A 20,966-nucleotide genomic window follows, 5' to 3' on the forward strand; every position below is an offset into this window, starting at 1 on the left:
AGTAGATCGATTTATTTTTGAAACTTTGCGTTTAGAATTTAAGATGGTTCGAAGAGAATAATAGGGTCTGTTAACCTTTCGAGATGATTTTTGCAGCAATTTGTGGGTTCTTTACACAAGGCAGCGCTTATTCGGTGTAGTCGCTCTACATCAATAAGCGGTAACGCAGTCACAAATGCTGCCCAAAGGGTTCGGTTCTATGCGCTTTACTCTTTGTTGTAAGGTATTTACTTAGAATGACTAGGCTAAAGACCTTGCGCCGCGATTAAAACACATAGAACTCGAACAAAATTTCACCACGAAAGGTCAACAGACCCTAGAGATATCAGCAAAGGATTATGCATGCCCCCATCGAAGAAAAGACCATCAATTTACGACGTTGCGAAGATGGCCTCGGTATCTCCGGCCACCGTATCTAAAGTGCTTCATGGTGTGACAACTGTGAAAAAAGCCAACGTGGAGCGCATTAACAACGCCATAGAGGTTTTGAAGTATCGACCTGATCCTATGGCATCGGACATGAGAAGGGAAAAACGTCGAATCATTGGTGTAGTGGTCCCTGAGCTGGCGGGTGAATTTTTCTCAAATCTTGTGGCAAACCTTGAAAGGTATGTTGAGAAGCGCGGTTACACCATGGTTGCGATGTCGAGCAACGAATGTGAGTCTCGCGAGCAGCATTTGATTGAGCGGTTAGAAGACTGGCGTGTAGCCGGGATCGTGTTAGCGCCCGTTACTAGCGAGCAAGGTATGGGCTCTGTGATGCTGGAAAAGTCCGACATTGATGCGGTACTGATTGACCGTGTTACCGAAAACAAAACGTTTGATACCGTCAGTGTCGATGACGTAAGCGCAAGTAAACAGGTGGCACAAAAGTTATGTGAAGACGGGCACAGGCACATTGCCGTTGTTGGGATTAACAGAGACAGGGCGACGACAAAAAGAAGGGTAGAAGGGTTCTTGTCGGTGACTCGTAACTGGGATGAAAAAGTGACGGTCGATCTCATTCTTCCCGAAGACATTGGTGAGCTAAAACAAACCCTGAGTGAATATCTGGACGGTAAAAAGCCCAGTGCCATGTATTCACTGTTTGCGAAAAGTACATTGATGACCCTAACCGAGTTTCGGCGCAAGCATATACATTGCCCTGATGATATCGGGCTAATCGGTTTTGACGATGCGGAGTGGATGCAAGTGACTTACCCGTCAGTGTCGGCAGTCATTCAGCCCGTAGAGCTTATTGCTAAGCGTGCAATTGGTGCGTTATTTAACAGAATTGAAGGTTTAAACACGTCAGCAACTGCGGTAATGGAGCATTGCGATGTCGTTTTTAGGGAGTCCACCAAAAAGGTGGAGCAGTAACATTATACCCAAGTAACTCACATCTTGAGTAACTGGGTATAGAGAGGTATCAAGCCGGTCGTCTGAGATTCAGATGACCAAGACTAGGAAGTCTGGAGCGATGTATAGATTCAATGCACGCTCCTAATCTCGAAGGAGTGAATTATGCAATTCAGTAAATTCAAAAAAATAAACCGATTTATTTTTTGTTTTTCAGCGCTTTCGTTAGCGATCAGCTCACCCTTAGTACATGCAGACGGGGAAGTTGGTGTACTAATGAAAACCCTTTCCAACCCATTTTGGGGAGCCATGGGACAAGGGGTAGAGGAAGCCGCGAAATCATCCGGCACGCCTTACTTCATCCAAGCAGTTGAAAGTGATCAGGCCGCGGAATCTCAGCTCAACGTGTGTAATACCATGTTGCAAAGAAAACCGAGTGCTTTGATCACTGCGGCAATCAACTCCACCAACTTATTACCATGTCTTTCCAAAGCACAGGAACGCGGTATTCCGGTTGTCGATCTGGACGGTAACTTAGACCCAGACATCCTCAAGCGAGCCAAAATCGATATCGCATTCCAGATTGGTTCCGACAATATTGCGGCGGGTCAGCAAGCCGCTCAGTATCTGACAGAGCAACTTGGTTCTAATGCGCAAGGTGCAGTACTCGTTATTGAAGGGCTGTCCGGCAACATTACTGGTCAAAAACGCGTGAATGGCTTCACCGATAAACTGAAATCGATTGCTCCAGGGTTGAAAGTGGCAGCTAGCCTGCCGGGTGACTGGGACCGCGGTAAAGCTGCGTCGATAACGAACGATATCTTGATTCGTCATCCTGATCTTGTCGGTATTTTTGCTGCAAACGACGGAATGGCATTAGGCGCTGTGGAGTCTGTTTATGCAGCTGGGAAAGGCGGTCAAGTGACGGTTATCGGTGTAGATGGTAACTCGGATGCCGTGAAATCAATCCAGTCTGGTCGCCTGAATGCGTCGATTGCTCAGTTACCTTATTTGGTTGGTAAGCAGGCAGTGGAACGCGTGAAGAAAATCATGAGTGGTGAATCTACAGAAAGTGTCATCCACGTCCCAACACTTGTACTGACGAAAGAAGTCATGGAGAGCGGTAACGAGCCCCTTTTGGAGTTTGTGAAATAGCTTCAACTATGTGTAAATACTTGAGCGAGTAACAAGGTACGCAACACTTCCTCGCGCAGAACCGGAAACGTTCTGTGTGAGGAAGGTCTTTCAAAGTAGAAAAACAAGGATGTATTTCATGCAGTCTGAGCATGCCTCTAATTTTTGGATTCGATGGCAAAAGACAACGGTAGACAGGTTTCATGTAAGGCTTGAATCGTTGGTCGTTCTTTTAGGGCTCTGCGTCGTAATGACCGCACTTTCTCCCTATTTCCTTTCTGTCGATAACTTTCTGAACATTATCTTAGCAACGGCGACCATTGGTGTGCTGGCTATTGCTGCCACCTTTGTTATCGGGTCGGGCGGGCTCGACTTGTCGCTAGGTTCTGTGATGGGTCTGAGCGGCGTTGTTGGTGCGACTCTGGCAGTCATGTTCGATAGCGCACTGATTGGCATTACAGGTTGTTTACTCGCAGGTGCAATGGCCGGGGGTGTAAATGGTTTTCTGGTCACCAGAGCGAAAGTGCCTGCTTTCATTGTCACCTTGGGAATGCTGGGGCTTGCTCGTGGTCTGGCACTTGTCATCACTGATGGTCGGGTCGTTTACGGGTTGCCTGATTTTCTGGTTTACCTTGGACAAGGCAGACCTTTTGGTATCCCAATGCCCGCGCTGCTCTTTCTTATTCTGGCGTTTTCGATGCACATCGTATTGGCATACACCCGATTTGGTCGCCACACCCTAGCGTTGGGCGACAGTGAACAGGCTGTGAAAACGGCTGGTATCAACGTATCCAGATTGCGGATCACCCTCTATACACTATCGGGAATTCTGGCTGGTGTTGCAGGCCTGATTTTTATGGCAAGGGTGAACTCGGGCGATCCAACCGCGGGGTTGAGTTACGAGCTGACTGCGATTACCGCCGCCATTATAGGAGGCACCAACTTGTTTGGTGGTAGAGGTTCGATTCTGGGAACACTGATTGGCGCTCTAATCATGGGTGTGCTTCAAAACGGTCTGAACCTACTCGCGGTGCAAAGCTATTACCAACAGATGGCCATAGGCGCGGTGCTGATTTTCGCCGTCTTTGTCGATCAGTACCAATCAAAGGAGAGTAAATAATGAGTCTTCTTAGATTACAGGGAGTGAAAAAGCACTTCGGTGCAGTACAGGTTCTGCATGGTGTCGATCTGGACATCCACGCTGGCGAAGTCGTCGGGCTAGTGGGAGACAACGGGGCAGGTAAGTCCACGCTGATGAAAACCATCACCGGTATCTATAAAGAAAACGATGGCAGCATCACGCTTGACGATATTCCAATAAACGGAAAAACACCGGGAGAGAGGCGAGAGCTAGGGATAGAAATGATCTATCAGGATCTGGCTCTTGCCAAACAGCAGGATGTCGCAAGCAATATATTTTTAGGTAGGGAGCCAACCAAGCGTCTGTTTGGTTGGGGACCGAGGTTGATAGACAAAGCAGAAATGAACACGCAATCCCAATTGATGATCGACAGGCTAGGGGCGCACCTGCCTGATATTCAACGATCGGTTGGTGCATTTTCTGGTGGTCAGCAACAAACCGTGGCCATTGCCCGAGCACTTACCTTTAACCCACGAATTGTGATTATGGATGAACCTACAGCAGCGCTGGCGGTGAAAGAAGTACAAAGCGTGCTGAATCTGATCCGCAAACTCAAGGAAGAAGGGGTGTCCGTGATCCTCATTTCTCACCGACTAAATGACGTCTTAAGCGTGACAGATCGCGTGGTGGTTTTGCGTCAGGGTGTGGTTGCACAAGAACTGCATACAGAGAAAACCAGTATGAGTGAAATCGTCAGTGCCATTGTGGGTGACAGCGGCGAACATATCGAGCAAGCCGCGGCACATGAAAGTGCCTAAGGTCAGCCCCTAACAGCGAGTGTCAGGGAAAGGAGTCAGAAATGGAAAAAAGAATACGCATAGGCATGGTTGGCGGCGGTAAGGATGCCTTGATTGGAGAGGCGCACCGCGTCGCAGCACGCATAGACGGGCGATACGAGCTATGTGCCGGCGTGCTTTCTTCTACCCAGGAGCGCAGTTTAGAGTCGGGCAAAGCTTTGGGCCTGGAAGAATCCCGAATTTATTCCGACTACAAAATCATGGCAGAGCAAGAATCTCAAAGAGAGGATGGCATTGATGTGGTCGTCGTTGCCACTCCAAACCATCTGCATTACGACGTCTCCAAAGTGTTTATCGAACAGGGTATCCATGTCATTTGTGATAAGCCTTTAACATCGACATTCAGTGACGCTATGGCATTTCGTCGGCTCGTACAGTCTTCTGAAGTGTTCTTCATGCTGACCCACAACTACTCAGGGTATCCAATGATTCGGGAAGCCAAGCGAATAGTTGAAAGCGGTGAGATCGGAAACGTTCGCGTTATCCAGATGGAGTACGTACAAGGTTGGCTGGCGAAAGATTCTGAGAATGGAAAACAGGCGAAGTGGCGACTCAACCCCGCAACTTCTGGCAAAGGCGGCAGCATTGGAGATATAGGAACGCACGCCTTGCAGTTAGCAGAGTTCGTGACAGGCAAGAAAGCACAGTCGTTATCTGCTGATCTCACCAGCTTTGGTGCTGATCGCCAGCTGGATGATAACGCCCATATTCTGTTCAAATTTGAAGATGATGTAAAAGGCATGATGTGGGCAAGCCAGATAGCGGTTGGTTTCGATAACGGTCTGCAGCTCAGAGTCATGGGAGAGAAGGGTAGTTTGATCTTCCATCAAGAAAGACCTAATGAACTGCTGGTGTCCCTGATTGACCAGCCCACCCAGAAACGCGTGAAAGGTGGAGCGGGTTTTGAAGGTTTTGCACGTATCCCCGCTGGTCACCCTGAAGGGTATCTGGAAGCGTTTTCAAGGCTTTATTCTGATTTCGCAGACTGGTTTCTAGGTGATTCGGCACAGAAACCTGATATTCCTGGGGTGGATGAAGGTGTCAGAGGGTTATGTTTTATTGAAGCGGCGGTTGAATCCGCAAACAACGGCGGGGCTTGGAAGAACATAGATGACTTGGAAGAACATAGATAATTAGGCGGATTTAAACCATTTTGAAAGGTCTACGGACCTTAGGAAAATAAAAGCATGTGGAGCCGTTTTCCGCATGCTTTTATGTTTTAGGTATTGAAGTTGAATTTAAATCTGAAGTGGTCTGGCTGAAGTTAGTCGATACCTAACATATTTTTAATCTTGTCTTTATCAATGTCACTGGAAGCAAAATCGTCAAAAGATTGATTGGCTGTTTGAATGATATGGTTAGCAATAAACGGCGCGCCTTCTCGGGCTCCTTGTTCGCTGGATTTTATGCAACACTCCCATTCCAGAACAGCCCAGCTATTGAACCCATATTGCGTGAGTTTGGAGAAAATGGCGGCAAAATCTATTTGCCCATCTCCTACCGAACGAAAGCGACCTGCTCGGTGTATCCAATCCTGATAGCCAGAATAAACACCTTGCCTACCATCGGGATTGAATTCCGCATCTTTTACGTGAAATGCACAAATTCGCTCATGGTAAAGATCGATAAAAGCGAGGTAATCCAATTGCTGAAGCAGGAAGTGAGATGGATCGTAGGTAATTTTAGCCCTGCTGTGTTGGTTCACATGGTCGAGAAACATTTCGAACGTGGCACCATCAAAAAGATCTTCACCGGGGTGGATCTCGTACCCGATATCCACACCGCACTCATCGTATTTATCTAGTATGGGTTTCCATCTATTCGCTAATTCTTGAAACGCTTCTTGGATTAGCCCTTTTGGTCTTTGTGGCCAAGGATACAGGTAAGGAAAAGCCAATGAACCGCTGAAGGATACGGATGCCGCCAACCCCAAACGCTGGCTTGCGTCTGCTGCCATCATTAGCTGCTTTGTCGCCCACTGTGTCCTTGCTTTGGTATTGCCTTTTATTTCTGGTGGTGCGAAGCCATCAAATAACTGATCGTAGGCTGGGTTTACAGCAATGAGTTGCCCTTGAAGGTGTGTAGATAATTCCGTTATTTCAACACCAGATTCAGCGCATACTCCCAAAATTTCATCGCAATACGTTTGGCTGACAGATGCGGTTTCTAAGTCAAAAAGAGAAGGAATGAAAGTGGGAATCTGAACACCTTTGTACCCAAGACCTGCTGCCCAACGAGTGATGCCTTCCAATGTATTGAAAGGTGGCTGATCACTTGCAAACTGCGCAAGAAAAATGCCGGGTCCTTTAATTGAACTCATGTATTTCTCCTTATTGAGCTTTCCTGCTCAATGCAACGGCTAAAATTATGATTGCCCCACGAGCTATCAGTTGTTGGCTGAATTCCAATCCCATTAAAATCAAACCGTTATTGATTAGCCCTATCATTAAAGCGCCAACGACGGTACCGATAACTGTGCCCATGCCTCCAAAAAGGCTGGTTCCGCCAAGCACTGCGGCAGCAATGACCGATAGTTCATCCCCTTCACCTAATTGGAAGCGCCCCGAGTGCAACCGACCAGCATAAAGCATTCCAGCCATTGCAGCGGCAAGAGAGGATATTACGAGCACTCGGAATTTGACTGACTTGGTGTTAATACCAGAATATCGTGCAGCGGTTTCACTTCCGCCAGTAGCTAATACCCTACGTCCGAATGTTGTTCGCCTCAGCACAATGTGACCGATCACAGCAAAAATCAGTGTCCAAATTAACAGGACTGGCACAATACCAATTGAACCACTACCAAAAAGCCAAGTATATGTAGGGGAAATGATCGGCACAGCCGCGGTGTCACTTATCCACATTGCTATGCCTTTGGCTATTCCCATCATTGCTAAGGTTGTCAAGAAAGATGGAATGCCAATTTTGGTGGTAAGTAGCCCATTGAAGACACCTACAGCGATCCCAGTGGCTAACCCTGCCAGCAATCCAAACCCCATTCCTCCAACATCTATAGCCATTGCAACAGTAACAGAGGTAAGCCCCGCGACCGCGCCGACAGACAGATCAATTTCACCTGATGAAAGAACAAAGGTCATGGCAATAGCCATAATCGCTATCATTGCCGTTTGACGAACAATATTAAGAAGGTTGTTTGGGTCTAGAAACCCTCTATCGCTAAGCGTGAGAGAGAAAATGAGAAAAATAATGGCAAAACCAATATAAATGATATTTTGTCGCCAATTGGTCAACAAGTACTTATAAATCGCCATATTTGGCTCCTTCCTTTGACAAGGCTTGCTGAATAATTATTTGAAGTTTTTGTTCAGCAGCTTGTAGCTGATGAAGCGTATCGACACCCGCATCAGTGTCATCGAACAGCACATCTCGTGGGTAATCACCGGTAATTTTTCCTTGTGACATTACGACAAAGCGATCACATGCTGACAGTAACTCGCTCAATTCAGAAGAAATCATAAGAATGGATTTCCCTGCTTTAGCGAGTTGCCGGATAAGGAGAATAATCTCGGACTTAGAGCCGATATCTATACCCGCGGTAGGCTCATCTAGAATCAACAGATCAGGGTCTGTAGCAAGCCATTTACCAATCACGACCTTTTGTTGATTACCACCAGATAATGTTGATACAAGGCTACTAGATGATTCAGTTTTGATAGCGAGGTTGGAGATCTGTTGGTGAGATAAAGTTTCTTCTTTATCCCTATTAACTAAAGTTCGGTTGGCTAAGGTATCGAGCGTCGCCAGTGTTAAATTTGACGACACCGCATGAGACGTTATAACCCCTTGGGTCGCTCTTGCCTCAGGGACAAGTGCAATACCAGAGTTTATGGCTTGTTGTGGTGATGAGATTTCCGTAGCGGATCCATTGACGAAGATCTCTCCTTGTATCATAGGGTCTAACCCGAAGAGCATTTTCGCGAGCGAAGAGCGACCGGAACCTAAAAGCCCAGCCAGCCCAACAACTTCTCCCTTTGCTAGCTTGAGATTGACGTTATTTGGTTTAACGTTACCCGACACATTTTTTAGCTCAAGCAGAGTCTCACCAGTCGCTTGTGGCTGGTAGTTTAGATCCGATAATCCAAACGATTTTTGACCAACGATATGCTCTATGATGGTATCAAGCGGTAGCTCGGAGATATCAGCACTTACAATATGTTTACCATCACGAAAAATGGTCGCGCGATCCGCTATACGAGCTATTTCGTCCATTCTGTGAGAGACATATACAATCGATACTCCATCATGTTTGAGCTTCTTCAAAAATTGAAACAATCGTTCCACGTCTTCAACAGATAATGCGGTAGACGGTTCATCTAGAATGAGAATTTTGGCTTTTTGGGAAATCGCTTTTACGATTTCAGTTAATTGCCTCTGTCCAGCACCTAAATCCGCAACCATTGTCGAGGGGCTAACTTCTACACCCAAAAGGTCGAACAATTCACTAGCTTCTCTTTCAGCAGATAAGTCATCAATCATCCCTAACGAGTTTTTTACCTCACGGTTTAGAAACACATTTTGCGCAACAGTGAGTGTGGGAACCAAGCTCATCTCTTGGTATATCATGGCAATACCCGCTTCCCTCGCTGTTTGAGGTGAAAACTTGGTGACAGGGTGACCATTGACATAAACCGAGCCATCATCAGGACTATGTACTCCATTAAGTACTTTTAGAATTGTCGATTTCCCAGCCCCATTGCCACCAAGCAATGCGTGGATTTCTCCCTTTCTTAATTTGAAATCCACGTTTGTCAGTGCTTGGACACCGCCGAAAGATTTACAAATTTGCTGCATGTCTACAGCAAGAGCCTCAACTGAGGAGGCTCTATCCAAATCAGAAGTGCTAATCACCCAGTCTCCTTACTAAACCGTTTCCCATTGTTGTGTTTTACCTGATCGCAATAGTGCATCTGCCACTCGTTCAATCAGATAGCCTTCAGCAAAGTTAGGGGAAGGTTGAGAGCCTTCTGCAACAGCTTTGAAAAAGTCATAACACTCAATAATCTTAGTTTCAGAATAGCCTATCCCCAGCGCAGGAATTGGCCACAGACCATCTCCGTATGGGTGAGCAGGACCGGTGTACACAGTTTTGAAACCTCGGGCGTCGGATGGATCGTCAGCGAACATCACTTTTAACTCATCTCGCCGTTCGTAGTTGAAGTAAATAGAGCCTTCTGTACCGTGTATTTCCAAAGTGATGAAGTTGTTTCTGCCGTGTGCATTTCGAGTGGCTTCGAGTGTTCCTATGGCACCATTTTTAAATTTGAGCATGGAAACAACTTCGTCATCGACATCCACTTCTCCTCTTGGTGCAGAAGAATCTTTATCTGAAGCGCCAAGTTTGTCGAATCCACTTTGCTGTAATGGGCGAGTTTTGTGATAAGTCGGGGTCAGTGCCATGACGTCAGAAATATCGTCTACGAGATAGTGAGCCATATCGACGACGTGTGTACCAATGTCGCCGACAGAGCCAGACCCAGCAATTTTCTTTTGGAATCGCCAAGACAGCGGGCCATCTGGATTGGCTGACCAATCCTGTAGGTAAGTACCTCGGAAGTTAATAATATGGCCTATTCGACCTTCTTCAATGTACCTTTTGGCTAAAGCCACGGCAGGGGTTCGCCGATAGTTGAACGCAACCATGTTTATCACACCTGCTTGTTGAACGGCATTCAGCATGGTTTCTGCTTCTTCGGCGCCACGCGCCAGAGGCTTCTCGCAAATAATGTGTTTTCCTGCCTTAGCAGCTGCGATGGCTATTTCAGCGTGTGCATTGTTTGGGGTGCATATATCGATAACATCAATGTCCGGTCGGTTGACCACGCTACGCCAATCGCTGCTGTACTCTTCAAAACCAAAGCGATCTCTTGCTTCTTTAGCTAAGTCATCATTGATATCAACGACCACCTTTCTAATAGGGATAGCAGGAGCTGGCCAGAAAAACATGGGCATGGAAGCGTATGCCATTGCATGAGCTTTGCCCATGAAACCGCCGCCAATCATGGCAACATTAATAGACTTGGTCATAACGGTCCCTTACTTCATGCTTTTCTGAATATTTTTAGTGGCGTCAGTTCGATAAACGATTTTCCACGCTTCCAACAAATTGTCTTTTGTGACGGGTAACGCTGGCAGTGCCACGAAGTCGGGTGCTTTTTTATCCAAAAGACCATAGCCCGCAAGGGTTGCTTCGGCAACGCCTTGATCAAAAGGACGCTGAGCACCAAGCCCTTTAACATAGCTGCCTTGAGCCATGTTAATAGCAACGTTTTCACCTAGATCTATCGTTGTAATAACAAGGTCATTTCGCCCAGCTATTCGTGCAGCTGAAATGACACCTTCTGCCGGAACATCCCATACTGCCCAGATACCATCTATATCAGGGTTGGCGATTAACATTGCAGAAGCCACTTTTTCTGCATCTCCAGAAAAGTCAGGACCGCCAATCCCTTGTTCTTCTACGATTTTGATTTTGTTGTAGTTTTCACTAATGGTTGCCTTAAACGCGTCGTAACGCTGGCGAGTCACAAAGAAATCTGCGGCGTGATAAATCAGACCGATTTCTCCTTTTTCATCTAGGGCATTTGCCATAAGGTGCGCAGCAGCAACGCCATTCCCGTAGTTATCTGCAGAAACGACAGAGACATAATCTTTACCAGCTTTCATCCCAGGAGGCGTGTTTTCCATAAACACAATTTTCACACCTGCATCAGCGGCAGCTTTATAGGCTGAAGCGGTGGCTGCTGGGTCGGTAGGAACGGAAACAATGATGTCTGGTTTTTGAGCCATAACAGTTTCTATGTCCGATACCTGTTTCTCAGGTTTAAATCCCGCATCTGTAACAGCGATAACCTTGATACCCATTTCTCCAAACTGATGTTTGAGCCCTTCGACCTGAGCGCGAGACCAGTCATTCCCTCCGTAATGCATAACAATGGCAGCAGTGGCATTCATACTTCTAATCTTTTTGAGCTCACTTGCACTGAGTGATAGTGATGATGCAGGGCTTGGGTCTTCCCCACTTGGTCCTTTGGAAAGGACACTGGTTTCCAGATCCTTTAGAGCCTGAGTGGGATCAGCCGCTGTGGTTACTGAACTAAACATCATGGCTAATGATGCGGTGGTTGCGAGTAGTGTATTTTTCATCATGACGTGGTTTCCTTTCCTCATACATTGATGGAGCTTAGATTGCCGAGAGATCAGTCTCAGACGTTTTCAAGGTATTTTTTACTGGCGATAGCGCCTTGCAATGGATCTTCCCAAGCATCGAGTTCTACCGTAATCCACCCTTGATACTGAACGGACTTCAATGCATCAATGATCGGCTTAGTATCAAGACTTCCTCTATCCAACGGGGTGAAAGCAAAGGGTTCTTTTTGCCAGCCTTTAAGGTGAACATAGCTTATTCGTTCAGCATGTTCGCGGATCAACAGAGCAGGGTCTCCTCCTGCAGCGGCAAGGTGGGCAGTGTCTGGGCAGAAATGGATCGATGTTTGACCGAAGATTTTTTTTACCTGCTCCGGTGTTTCGACAATGGTTGTAAGGTGAGGGTGGTAATGCCCTTGTAATCCACGACTTTTTGCAATGGTATCGATTTGGTTCAGTGCATCTGCCAACCGGCTATAGTCACCATCTTGAATGCCGCTAAAACGTTGTGCACCTCCTCCAACAACCAAGTGAGGGGCGCCCAATTCAGCCGCGCGATCCGCTACTTTCCGAACTCTGTCTAGCTCCTCATCAAGAATGTCTTTATAGATGAAATTCCCACCTGAATATGCAGCAACAAGCGAGAGCTGATTGTCTAGTAGTAGGTTCTTAAACTCTCTAACGTCATAGTCGAGCAGATTTCCATCGAATATCTCGACCCCTTGATATCCCGCTTGAGAAATTTCCCGAAACGCAACAGACATATCGGCAAATGTTCTATAAGTGAGTTGGTTAGTGGAGGTAACACCAACAGCATTCCCTCCCAAAGGTCCCCAACAATTAGCTTGATAAGCCAACTTCCATGCAGCCATGCGTTACTCCTTGTTTTTGTCATATTAAGTGACGGAAGAAACTTGTTTTGTCGCTCAATATTTAACCAATAATTAACAAATATACACCTGATGATTAATATTTCAACATAAGATTAACTACTTTTGCTGAAAATATGCAAAAGTAGTGTTGTTTGCGATATATGAGGAGTGACATTTGCTCAATGAAGCTATACATTGTTGTAATACTGTTAATGTATTTAGCTTGATGAAGGGCTGTTATTGGTTATCAAATGGCAAATAAAAAGAACATGGTGACAAGAGGATCGCATCTAAAGATCAAGGCGAGTGGAATCCGCAGTGTATCGACGATTTTGAACTTGATCCGTTGTGGAACAGCAGATACTCGACAGGCGATAGAGCGTGAAAGTGAGCTAGGTAGAGCTATTGTTGCAGATAGGCTATTGGTATTGTCTGACATGAATTTGATTCAGGAAAATCAAAGAGGAGTGGCATCTGGGGGACGCGCGCCAAGACTAGTTCAATTTAATCAAAAAGCGGGATACATTTTAGTTGCACGATTGGATAGTTCTGCTCTAGGCGTTGGTTTGTCTGACTTGTCAGGCAACTTGTTAGTAGAGCACCACGAAGAGTACGATTTGAGTGAGTCGCCAGCTTTGGTTGCCAACCGTTTGATTACCTTATTTGAGTGGATTATCGAAAAGAAAAAACCCGATAGTGCTATTTGGGGAATAGGGTTAGCGGTTCCTGGCCCAGTAAATTCAATGCCCGAGCACGATTTTTGGTCGCAGACCCCGCATTTTTTACCGTCATGGTCAGAATATCCGCTTGTCGAATCTCTCACCGCACACTTTAACGCACCAGTTTGGTTGCGAAGCAGTGTTGAAGCTATGGCGGTAGGAGAATTTTATGCGGGTGCTCAATCTGAAATTCAGAACATGATGTTCATCAAGGTGGGTCAGCGTATTAACGCCAGTATGGTCCTTAACGGACAGTTGTACAGGGGGGCGCATGGCGTTACTGGATTAATAGGTCAATTGCCTGTTGTCCGTGAGAAAAACAGTACATCTCTCGAAAGTCTTGCTGGTAACGATGCCATTGCTAACGCTGGGATTGCTGTTGCCAAAAGTGGTGATAGCTTAATTTTAAAGGACTTATATTCAAGGCAGGGGTACTTAACTGCAGTAGACGTGGGGCAAGCGGCACAGATGGGGGATCCTGTCAGTATGGATATTTTGCTCTCCGCAGGGCGGTATATTGGACAGGTTGTTGCGTCAATCGTCACCATGTTGAATCCTTCTTTGATTGTTTTGGGAGGGGCGTTGCCTCAAACCAACGATACGTTGTTAGCTGCGTTTAGAGAGGGAATATATGGTGGTTCTCACCCTCTAGTTACTCGTGATTTACAGATTGTACGCTCCCAAATGGACAGTTCTGCAGCACTGGTTGGAGCTGCTATGGTTGTGGTTGATGAGTTATTCGAGCCCAACTTACTCCAAAATTGGATTGCGTATGGTTCACCCATAACAAGTGAGTCTTTTGAGAAAACTGCGTTACAGGCAAAGCAGGGTGTCGAAGATTATGATGGTGTTCACGCTGCAAAGTCATCAAGTATCTAAAATAGGTAATGACGTATGATGTCAATGAATGGACTAGGACCGCATGGCGAGCGAGCTGAAGGTGCAAATAGTGTCGTACTTGCTGAAACGGAAATAGCGGCGGCGCGTCGTAAGCAATATCGTGTTGCTATTGTTATGCATACGTTGAACAGTGATTGGTCTCGCTTGCAACTTGCTGGCATTGTTGGAACATTGGGTGATTGTGGCTGCGTTGTTTCTGAAGTTGTGGATTGCCAATTCAATGCTCAAACGCAAATCTCGGCATTGTCACAACTAAGCAGTCAACCTTTAGATGCCATTATTTCCATACCCGTAGCCAATACTGATGTGGCTGAAGCACACCGAATGGTTTCCCGATCAGGAATACACCTTATTCTATTGGATAATGTACCGACTGGGCTTCTTCCTGGAAATGACTATGTTTCTTTAGTGTCTTCAGATAATTTTGGGTTAGGGATAATAAGTGCACAGTTACTTGCGGACAAACTGCCTCAAGATGCCATTATTGGTATGCTTACTTATAGTGAAGATTTTTATGCAATCAACGAGAGAGAAATTGCATTTCGACGTTGGATGAAGTTATACCGACCTGACTTGACACTAGAAACAGAAAGTTTTAATGCGCCTGAATTAGCCGGACAGCAAGCTTTAGCATTGCTAAAGTCACACCCGAATCTATCCGGTATTTTTGCAGTGTGGGATACACCTGCAATGTCGGCACTCAATGCGCTTGCCAAGATCCAGACCAATATTCAAGTGACAACCGTTGATCTTGGTCATGAAGCCTCGCTCAAACTTGCTCAAGGGAAGTCTTTGATCGGCATAGCGGCTCAGCAACCTTATCTCTTAGGTGTTGCTGCCGCGCATACTGGAGTACTTGCTATGTTAGGGCAGGTTGTTCCAAGGTGGATTGCATTACCTGGTTTGCCTGTAACGCAAGAAAACGTTGTTACCCGTTACCAAGAAGTGTGGCGTGCCCCCGCTTCTCCAGAGATAATTCAAGCCCGTTAAACAACTATCGACGACACAACAAGCTTTTAACTCAGCGCTGATTGGGGCAGAATCAGTGCATCTTTTCTAACGTATTCTTGCTCAATTGAAATGAAAATCCTTATTGATGAAAACATGCCTTATGCTGAAAAGCTTTTTAGCCAGCTAGGTGAAGTGGTTTTGAAACCAGGACGTACCATGACTGCCGAAGATTTGGTCGATGTGGATGGCTTGATGATTCGCTCTGTAACCAAAGTGAATAAAGAACTGATTTCCAAAGCCAATAAATTGAAATTTGTCGGGACAGCAACAGCAGGGATGGATCATGTAGACCAAGCGCTGTTAAAAGAAAAAGGCATTTTCTTTACGGCTGCACCGGGTTGTAACAAAGTTGGTGTTGCTGAATACGCATTTAGCGTGATGATGATTCTAGGGCAACAGCAAGGGTTCTCTGTATTCGATAAAACCGTCGGCATTATTGGAGCGGGACAGGTAGGTTCTTATCTCTCTAAATGCCTTCAAGGTATGGGCATTAAGGTTCTATTGAATGACCCAATCAAGCAGGCAGAAGGCGACAACCGCCAATTTACAGAGCTAGACACGCTACTAGAGCAGTCTGACATTATTACGCTGCACACCCCAATTACTCGTGATGGCGAGCACCCGACTCATCACATCATTAATGAAACTCGCTTGGAAGCCATGCGTGCGGATCAAATTCTGATCAACGCAGCCCGTGGTCCTGTCGTTAACAATTCAGCTTTGAAAACGCGTTTACAACGCAATGACGGCTTTACAGCTGCATTGGATGTCTTTGAATTTGAACCAGAAGTCGATATGGAGTTACTTCCATTACTCGCATTTGCTACCCCTCATGTTGCCGGCTATGGTTTAGAGGGTAAAGCACGCGGTACTACCATGATTTTTAACTCTTTTTGTGAGTTCTTAGGCGAGAAGGAGCGAGTCTACGCATCTGAGTTGTTACCTGTAGCGCCTGTGCCGCAAGTTCAACTGGACCGAGCGTGGGACAACGCAACACTGCACAATCTTACTCAATTGATTTATGATGTCCGTCACGATGACGCCATATTCCGTCGTAATATTGCCCGAGCAGGTGCGTTTGATGAAATGCGCAAAAATTATTGGGATAGACGAGAATACAGTGCCGTCACTTTAGTGGGGAATCACGAGTGCAATCTCGAACCACTCGCTAAACTAGGTTTTCAAATTGAGGTAACAAATGAGCCAAGAATTTAATGTTGCAATATTAGGTGCAACAGGTGCCGTGGGTGAAACCATTCTTGAAGTGCTAAAAGAGCGTGAATTTCCAGTTGGAGAATTACACTTATTGGCGAGCGAGCGCAGTGAAGGTAAGACGTATCGCTTCAATGGAAAAACCATTCGTGTACAAAATGTGGAAGATTTTGATTGGTCACAAGTACACATCGCGTTATTTTCGGCAGGTGGCAGCCTTTCAGAAAAATGGGCGCCAATTGCGGCAGATGAAGGCGTTGTTGTTATCGACAACACGTCCCAATTCCGTTACGACTACGATGTACCTCTAGTCATACCAGAAGTGAATCCAGAAGCCATTGCAGAGTTTCGTAATCGCAATATCATCGCGAATCCAAACTGCTCAACAATTCAAATGCTTGTTGCGCTTAAGCCAATCCACGATCAAGCTGGTATCGAGCGCATTAACGTATCTACTTACCAGTCTGTATCTGGAGCGGGTAAATCAGGGGTAGACGAACTAGCAGGTCAAACTGCACATTTGTTGAATGGTAAGCCAGTGGAAGAAAAAGCATTCAGCCAACAGATTGCTTTTAACTGTATTCCACAAATCGACAAATTTATGGATAACGGTTACACCAAAGAAGAAATGAAGATGGTTTGGGAAACTCAAAAAATCTTCAACGATGCTTCTATCATGGTTAACCCAACTTGCGTTCGAGTACCTGTATTTTATGGTCATGCCGAAGCTGTTCACGTCGAGACCAGAACGCCTATCGATGCAGATCAAGTCGCGCAGCTTTTAGAGCAAACAGATGGTATCGAAGTGTTCTATGGTGAAGAGTTCCCAACACAAGTTCGTGATGCTGGTGGTAAAGACCACGTAATGGTCGGTCGTATCCGAAACGACATCAGTCATCACAGCGGTGTAAACCTTTGGGTTGTGGCAGACAATGTACGAAAAGGTGCGGCAACAAACGCCGTTCAAATCGCCGAAGTGCTAATTCGGGACTATTTCTAAGTATAACTATTTTAAAAGCCTCACATTGTGAGGCTTTTTTCTTGCTTCTATTTTGTTCAAAAAATGCAAAATTGAGTAAGAATGGTACGAATATCAACTCGGACACACATTTTTTCGTGCGGGCGCTATAGTTTTACGACATTTATCCGATATATTTAGCAGATCACATTATTATTCAAGATAAGAAAGCAAGAAAGCTGAGCCTTATATGCATCATTTTTTCAAGCGTTTGTTAACGCCCTTGCTTCTGATGGTCTCGACTCAAATTCCAGTGGCTACCGCTGATACCATCAGAGTTATTGGTTCCAACGGAGAGGTTTCAGACTCCCCACGCTTCGCTGAGCAGATTCGACAACCTGCCTCTCAGGGGCAACCCTCTTTGTTTTATGGTCCAACACGGGGAAATGAAACCCTGTGGGGTATTGCTACGGCTTTAAGACCAGCAAATAGCCTTACGGTTCAACAAACTTTGCTTGCGATTTATCGCCTTAACCCGCAAGCGTTTGAAGACCAAAATATTCATAGCCTGACTCCAGGCAGCACTCTTCGTATACCCTCATTACAGCAAGTCCAATCTGAAAGTACGGCCAATGCAGTAAGAATTATGTCGGCTCACCAAGCTCGACTTGATGGGCAAAATAATAATCAAACAACACAGCCAGCTCAAAGGCCTCGACCTGCGGTGGTTCAGCCAAAGCCCGCTGAGCCGAAAATAGAAGCGCCGAAAGAAACCGTATCGACTCAGCCTAAATCTGAAATGGTTAAGGAAGAGCCAAAAGCTGAGCCGATGGTAGATCCAAAACCTGCGATGAAAGATAACGGACAAGTGAATGAGCTGAAAGAGCAGCTCGACATGTCTGAAAGTGAACTTTCGTCGCTCGAAGAAAAAAACCATCAACTTCGTTTAATGCTTTCCGAAGTTCAAAATGAGGTGGATACGCTCAAAGATGAACTGGGCGATGAAAATCGCATTAGGGATGAAGTTCAAAAGCTGCTTGATGCTGAAAAAATGAAGCAGCTAGAAAGTCAGCAAAATGCACCGACGTTGATGGAAAGAATTGTCGGCAACCCTTTATTGCTAGGTGCACTAGCGTTGGTCCCAGGTTTATTAATCGGTTTGTTGGTCGTTATGCTACTTAGCAGGCGCAAGGAACCTGAAGCTGAGGAAGAAGCACAAGAACAAACTCAGACAGAAGTGCCACCAGTTCCTGCGAATGAAGACGAAGAAATTGATGAGATAAATCTAGATGATGACCTCATTGGCGATATTGAAGACGAAGAGCTGTCTCTGGACGATGAGTTGTTTGGTGATGAGTCTGATGTAGCGTTCTCCGACGATTCAGCTGAAGAAGGCGACAAAGCTAAAGAGTCCGATGATGTCTTTGGCGACCTGAATGATGAAGACCTTGATTTTAATCTTGATGATGAAGGTGACGATCCATTCGCGAGTATCGGAGAAGATGGTGAGCTAGATACCGACTTAACAGATATTGAATCCAGTGCTACGGGAATCAGTGTAGATGCCGACGAACAAGCCCTTGGTCTTGAGGAGATGGAACGAGCTCTCGATGAGATCGAACCGGAAATTGAAGAAGATACCTCAGAAGACGAGACGGAAGAATTCGATTTATCGGGTGATGACGAACTATCCAATGATGATATCGATGCACTGTTTAGTTCTGATGAACCAGAAGAGGATTTGGGTGCTGACGAGCTTGATCAGTCTACGCTAGACGATCTATTTGCCGGTATAGATGACACCGAAACCGACGACGACCTAGATTTTGGGACTCTGCTATCCGCTGAGGAAAATAGCGAAAATTCAGGTGATGCGGCAGCGGCTGATGGAATCGATCTTGAATCGGAGTTAGGTGAAGATGCATTTAACGAACTATTGAGTGAAGGAGCCGACGATACCAATGATGGAGGTTCCGATCTTCTCGATGATATGTTGGAAGCTGGTACCGACTTAGATTCAAGTAGTACAGACTTGCTAGATGATGTTTTAGATGCCGATGATTCCGAACTGAATTTAGAACCCGATGCACTTCTCGATGAAGCGCTAGAACAAGATGAAATAAGCAACGACGCCACTGACGATATTCTTGCCGAGTTCGATTTAAGCGCAGACAGTACTGACTTACTCGACGATGTTATTGACGGCCCAACAGAAGACTCGGAGCAATTAGACCCTGAATCAACAGACCTATTAGACAGCTTGTTGGACGAGTCGGATTCAAAGGACACTCCCGAATCTCTAGATGAAAATAGCACAGACCTCCTAGACGATTTTATCGATGACGACTCTAAAACCTCCGTTGATGCGGATAGTACAGATCTGCTTGATAGCGTACTTGAAGATTCAAATGAAGAAGAGTTTGATCTCGATATTCCAGAATCGTTGAGTGAAGACAGTACGGACCTACTCGACGATGTTTTAGAAGAATCTAAGGCAAGCGTTGACCCAGAAAGTACCGATCTACTCGACGAGCTAGTCGAAGAAGATTCATCCGTTGAAAGTGAATTTGATGCGGATGACTTCGACCTAGGCTCAGAAACGCTCAGTGACACAAACACTGCATCTGAAAGTCAGGATAGCGACTTTGATTTTGATTTCGAATCTGAAAGCCATCTAGATGATGGCGATGCCGAGCAGCCTGAAGAAAAGCAGGAAGAGTCGGAAACAGAAGCACCAAAAGAGAACGCATTTGAGCAAGAGCTTGAAAATGCTTTTGAACAAGAACCGTTACAACCGGAAGCGTTAGAAAACGTAAGCACCGAGGAAGCGCCTGACGCGATTACTGATGTAGATGAACTAGCTGATAAAGGTGAGTCATCCGAAAAAGATGAGTTAACTGAAGCAAGTGAGCATGAAGAAGCGCTAGATGATGTCGTCCCAGATTCTGATGAATTAGCTGGCGTTGATACTGTTGACGATATATCGGAAGAAGGTAGCTCAGAGGTAGCTCCAGAACAAAACGAACCTGAAATTGATGAGCAAGAGTCCGTTGATCAAGAGATTGACGCCACTGACACATCTTCGCCAGACGAGACTGAATCTACTCTAGGCAATGACTTAGAACAGAAAGAAGAAACGGAGTCGAACTTAGATTCAGCAACTTCCGAGGAATTTCCTGCTCAGCCAATACAAGACGCAGAAACAGCGTTTTCATTAAAAGGTCATGATGATGAGCCCCTTGATGTTTTAATGGGTGAAACACGTGAAGAGCCAGATTTCACTGATGCAAACGTTGGTGAACTTGATGAAAGCGCACTGAAAACGGATACCGATTCTATATCAGAAGACGGTGAACCCGTTGAAGATTGGCAAGAAGAAGCGTTCTCAGGCGAAGTAAGTACTGAGGAAGATGCACCAGATTTACCAGACATAGGTGAACTTCCCCAGAATGAAGGCGCACCTGAAGATAGCGTTTCTGATGGTTCTGAGGAAGAGGCTGAGTCAGAAAATGCCTCAATAGAAGAGCCCCCATTAGAAGAGTCTTTGCAAGATATTGAAGAGACTTCGAATGAAGATCTTCCTGTCGATAGCTCGAATTTAGAGCCGGAGTTGGATTCTGATTTAAGCCAATCTCAAAGTGAAGATATTGAAATTACTTCTGATGAAAGCGTTGACACTGGCGAGGTGGACTTACCATCTGAAGAGCCAGAGCCAGAGCC

The 20,966-nt window shown here is 45.7% G+C and carries 16 protein-coding genes; 10 read left to right on the forward strand and 6 right to left on the reverse strand.

Features of this window, described 5'->3' with window-relative positions; genetic code table 11:
- Nucleotides 1-342: 342 nt before the first annotated feature.
- From VPNCDNU1_RS21925 to VPNCDNU1_RS21945, 5 genes are all read left to right on the forward strand, one after another.
- The gene (locus tag VPNCDNU1_RS21925; protein ID WP_104402318.1) at nucleotides 343-1,359 is read left to right on the forward strand and encodes a LacI family DNA-binding transcriptional regulator; all 1,017 of its coding nucleotides are present in this window, start codon (nucleotides 343-345) and stop codon (nucleotides 1,357-1,359) included.
- A gap of 144 nt (nucleotides 1,360-1,503) precedes the next feature.
- The gene (locus VPNCDNU1_RS21930) at nucleotides 1,504-2,493 is read left to right on the forward strand and encodes a sugar ABC transporter substrate-binding protein (protein WP_104402319.1); all 990 of its coding nucleotides are present in this window, start codon (nucleotides 1,504-1,506) and stop codon (nucleotides 2,491-2,493) included.
- Between the two features lie 118 nt (nucleotides 2,494-2,611).
- The gene (locus tag VPNCDNU1_RS21935) at nucleotides 2,612-3,592 is read left to right on the forward strand and encodes an ABC transporter permease (protein WP_104402320.1); all 981 of its coding nucleotides are present in this window, start codon (nucleotides 2,612-2,614) and stop codon (nucleotides 3,590-3,592) included.
- On the forward strand, nucleotides 3,592-4,371 hold the full coding sequence (locus tag VPNCDNU1_RS21940) for an ATP-binding cassette domain-containing protein (RefSeq protein WP_104402321.1): 780 nt from the start codon (nucleotides 3,592-3,594) through the stop codon (nucleotides 4,369-4,371). Before VPNCDNU1_RS21935 ends, VPNCDNU1_RS21940 begins: the two co-directional genes overlap by 1 nt.
- Nucleotides 4,372-4,412: 41 nt before the next feature.
- Entirely contained in the window at nucleotides 4,413-5,543 is a 1,131-nt protein-coding gene (locus VPNCDNU1_RS21945) for a Gfo/Idh/MocA family protein (RefSeq protein ID WP_104402322.1), read from the forward strand.
- A 131-nt stretch (nucleotides 5,544-5,674) separates the two neighbouring features.
- Here the strand turns inward: VPNCDNU1_RS21945 and VPNCDNU1_RS21950 are convergent, their stop codons facing one another.
- From VPNCDNU1_RS21950 to VPNCDNU1_RS21975, 6 genes are read right to left on the reverse strand one after another with little or no spacing between them, the layout of a single operon-like run.
- On the reverse strand, nucleotides 5,675-6,730 hold the full coding sequence (locus VPNCDNU1_RS21950; protein WP_104402323.1) for a sugar phosphate isomerase/epimerase family protein: 1,056 nt from the start codon (nucleotides 6,728-6,730) through the stop codon (nucleotides 5,675-5,677).
- A 10-nt stretch (nucleotides 6,731-6,740) separates the two neighbouring features.
- Nucleotides 6,741-7,682, reverse strand: coding sequence for an ABC transporter permease (locus VPNCDNU1_RS21955; protein ID WP_104402324.1), 942 nt, complete (start codon nucleotides 7,680-7,682; stop codon nucleotides 6,741-6,743).
- Nucleotides 7,669-9,279 carry a sugar ABC transporter ATP-binding protein gene (locus tag VPNCDNU1_RS21960; protein ID WP_201797148.1) on the reverse strand — a complete coding sequence of 537 codons (1,611 nt, stop codon included), beginning with the start codon at nucleotides 9,277-9,279 and terminating at the stop codon, nucleotides 7,669-7,671. The genes VPNCDNU1_RS21955 and VPNCDNU1_RS21960 overlap by 14 nt, the downstream gene beginning before the upstream one ends.
- A 12-nt stretch (nucleotides 9,280-9,291) precedes the next feature.
- Entirely contained in the window at nucleotides 9,292-10,455 is a 1,164-nt protein-coding gene (locus VPNCDNU1_RS21965) for a Gfo/Idh/MocA family protein (RefSeq protein ID WP_104402325.1), read from the reverse strand.
- Between the two features lie 9 nt (nucleotides 10,456-10,464).
- Nucleotides 10,465-11,577 carry a substrate-binding domain-containing protein gene (locus VPNCDNU1_RS21970; protein ID WP_104402326.1) on the reverse strand — a complete coding sequence of 371 codons (1,113 nt, stop codon included), beginning with the start codon at nucleotides 11,575-11,577 and terminating at the stop codon, nucleotides 10,465-10,467.
- Nucleotides 11,578-11,633: 56 nt separating this feature from the next.
- Nucleotides 11,634-12,446 (reverse strand): sugar phosphate isomerase/epimerase family protein, encoded by an 813-nt coding sequence (locus tag VPNCDNU1_RS21975; protein WP_104402327.1) that lies wholly within the window; start codon nucleotides 12,444-12,446, stop codon nucleotides 11,634-11,636.
- Nucleotides 12,447-12,697: 251 nt separating this feature from the next.
- Here VPNCDNU1_RS21975 and VPNCDNU1_RS21980 point away from each other — a divergent pair, with 251 nt between their 5' ends.
- From VPNCDNU1_RS21980 to VPNCDNU1_RS22000, 5 genes are all read left to right on the forward strand, one after another.
- Nucleotides 12,698-14,044: an ROK family protein gene (locus tag VPNCDNU1_RS21980; RefSeq protein WP_104402328.1), complete on the forward strand. Its 1,347-nt coding sequence runs from the start codon at nucleotides 12,698-12,700 to the stop codon at nucleotides 14,042-14,044.
- A gap of 15 nt (nucleotides 14,045-14,059) precedes the next feature.
- Nucleotides 14,060-15,055 carry a substrate-binding domain-containing protein gene (locus VPNCDNU1_RS21985; RefSeq protein WP_201797149.1) on the forward strand — a complete coding sequence of 332 codons (996 nt, stop codon included), beginning with the start codon at nucleotides 14,060-14,062 and terminating at the stop codon, nucleotides 15,053-15,055.
- 90 nt (nucleotides 15,056-15,145) lie between these two features.
- Entirely contained in the window at nucleotides 15,146-16,291 is a 1,146-nt protein-coding gene (locus VPNCDNU1_RS21990; protein WP_104402329.1) for a 4-phosphoerythronate dehydrogenase, read from the forward strand.
- Complete coding sequence (locus VPNCDNU1_RS21995; protein ID WP_101112678.1) at nucleotides 16,275-17,288, forward strand: aspartate-semialdehyde dehydrogenase; 1,014 nt, start codon at nucleotides 16,275-16,277, stop codon at nucleotides 17,286-17,288. Before VPNCDNU1_RS21990 ends, VPNCDNU1_RS21995 begins: the two co-directional genes overlap by 17 nt.
- Nucleotides 17,289-17,496: 208 nt before the next feature.
- A partial coding sequence (locus tag VPNCDNU1_RS22000) for a FimV/HubP family polar landmark protein (RefSeq protein ID WP_305848807.1) occupies nucleotides 17,497-20,966 on the forward strand: 3,470 nt, incomplete at its 3' end.

It is taken from the genome of Vibrio penaeicida (assembly GCF_002933855.1).
GTDB classification, from domain to species: domain Bacteria; phylum Pseudomonadota; class Gammaproteobacteria; order Enterobacterales; family Vibrionaceae; genus Vibrio; species Vibrio penaeicida_A.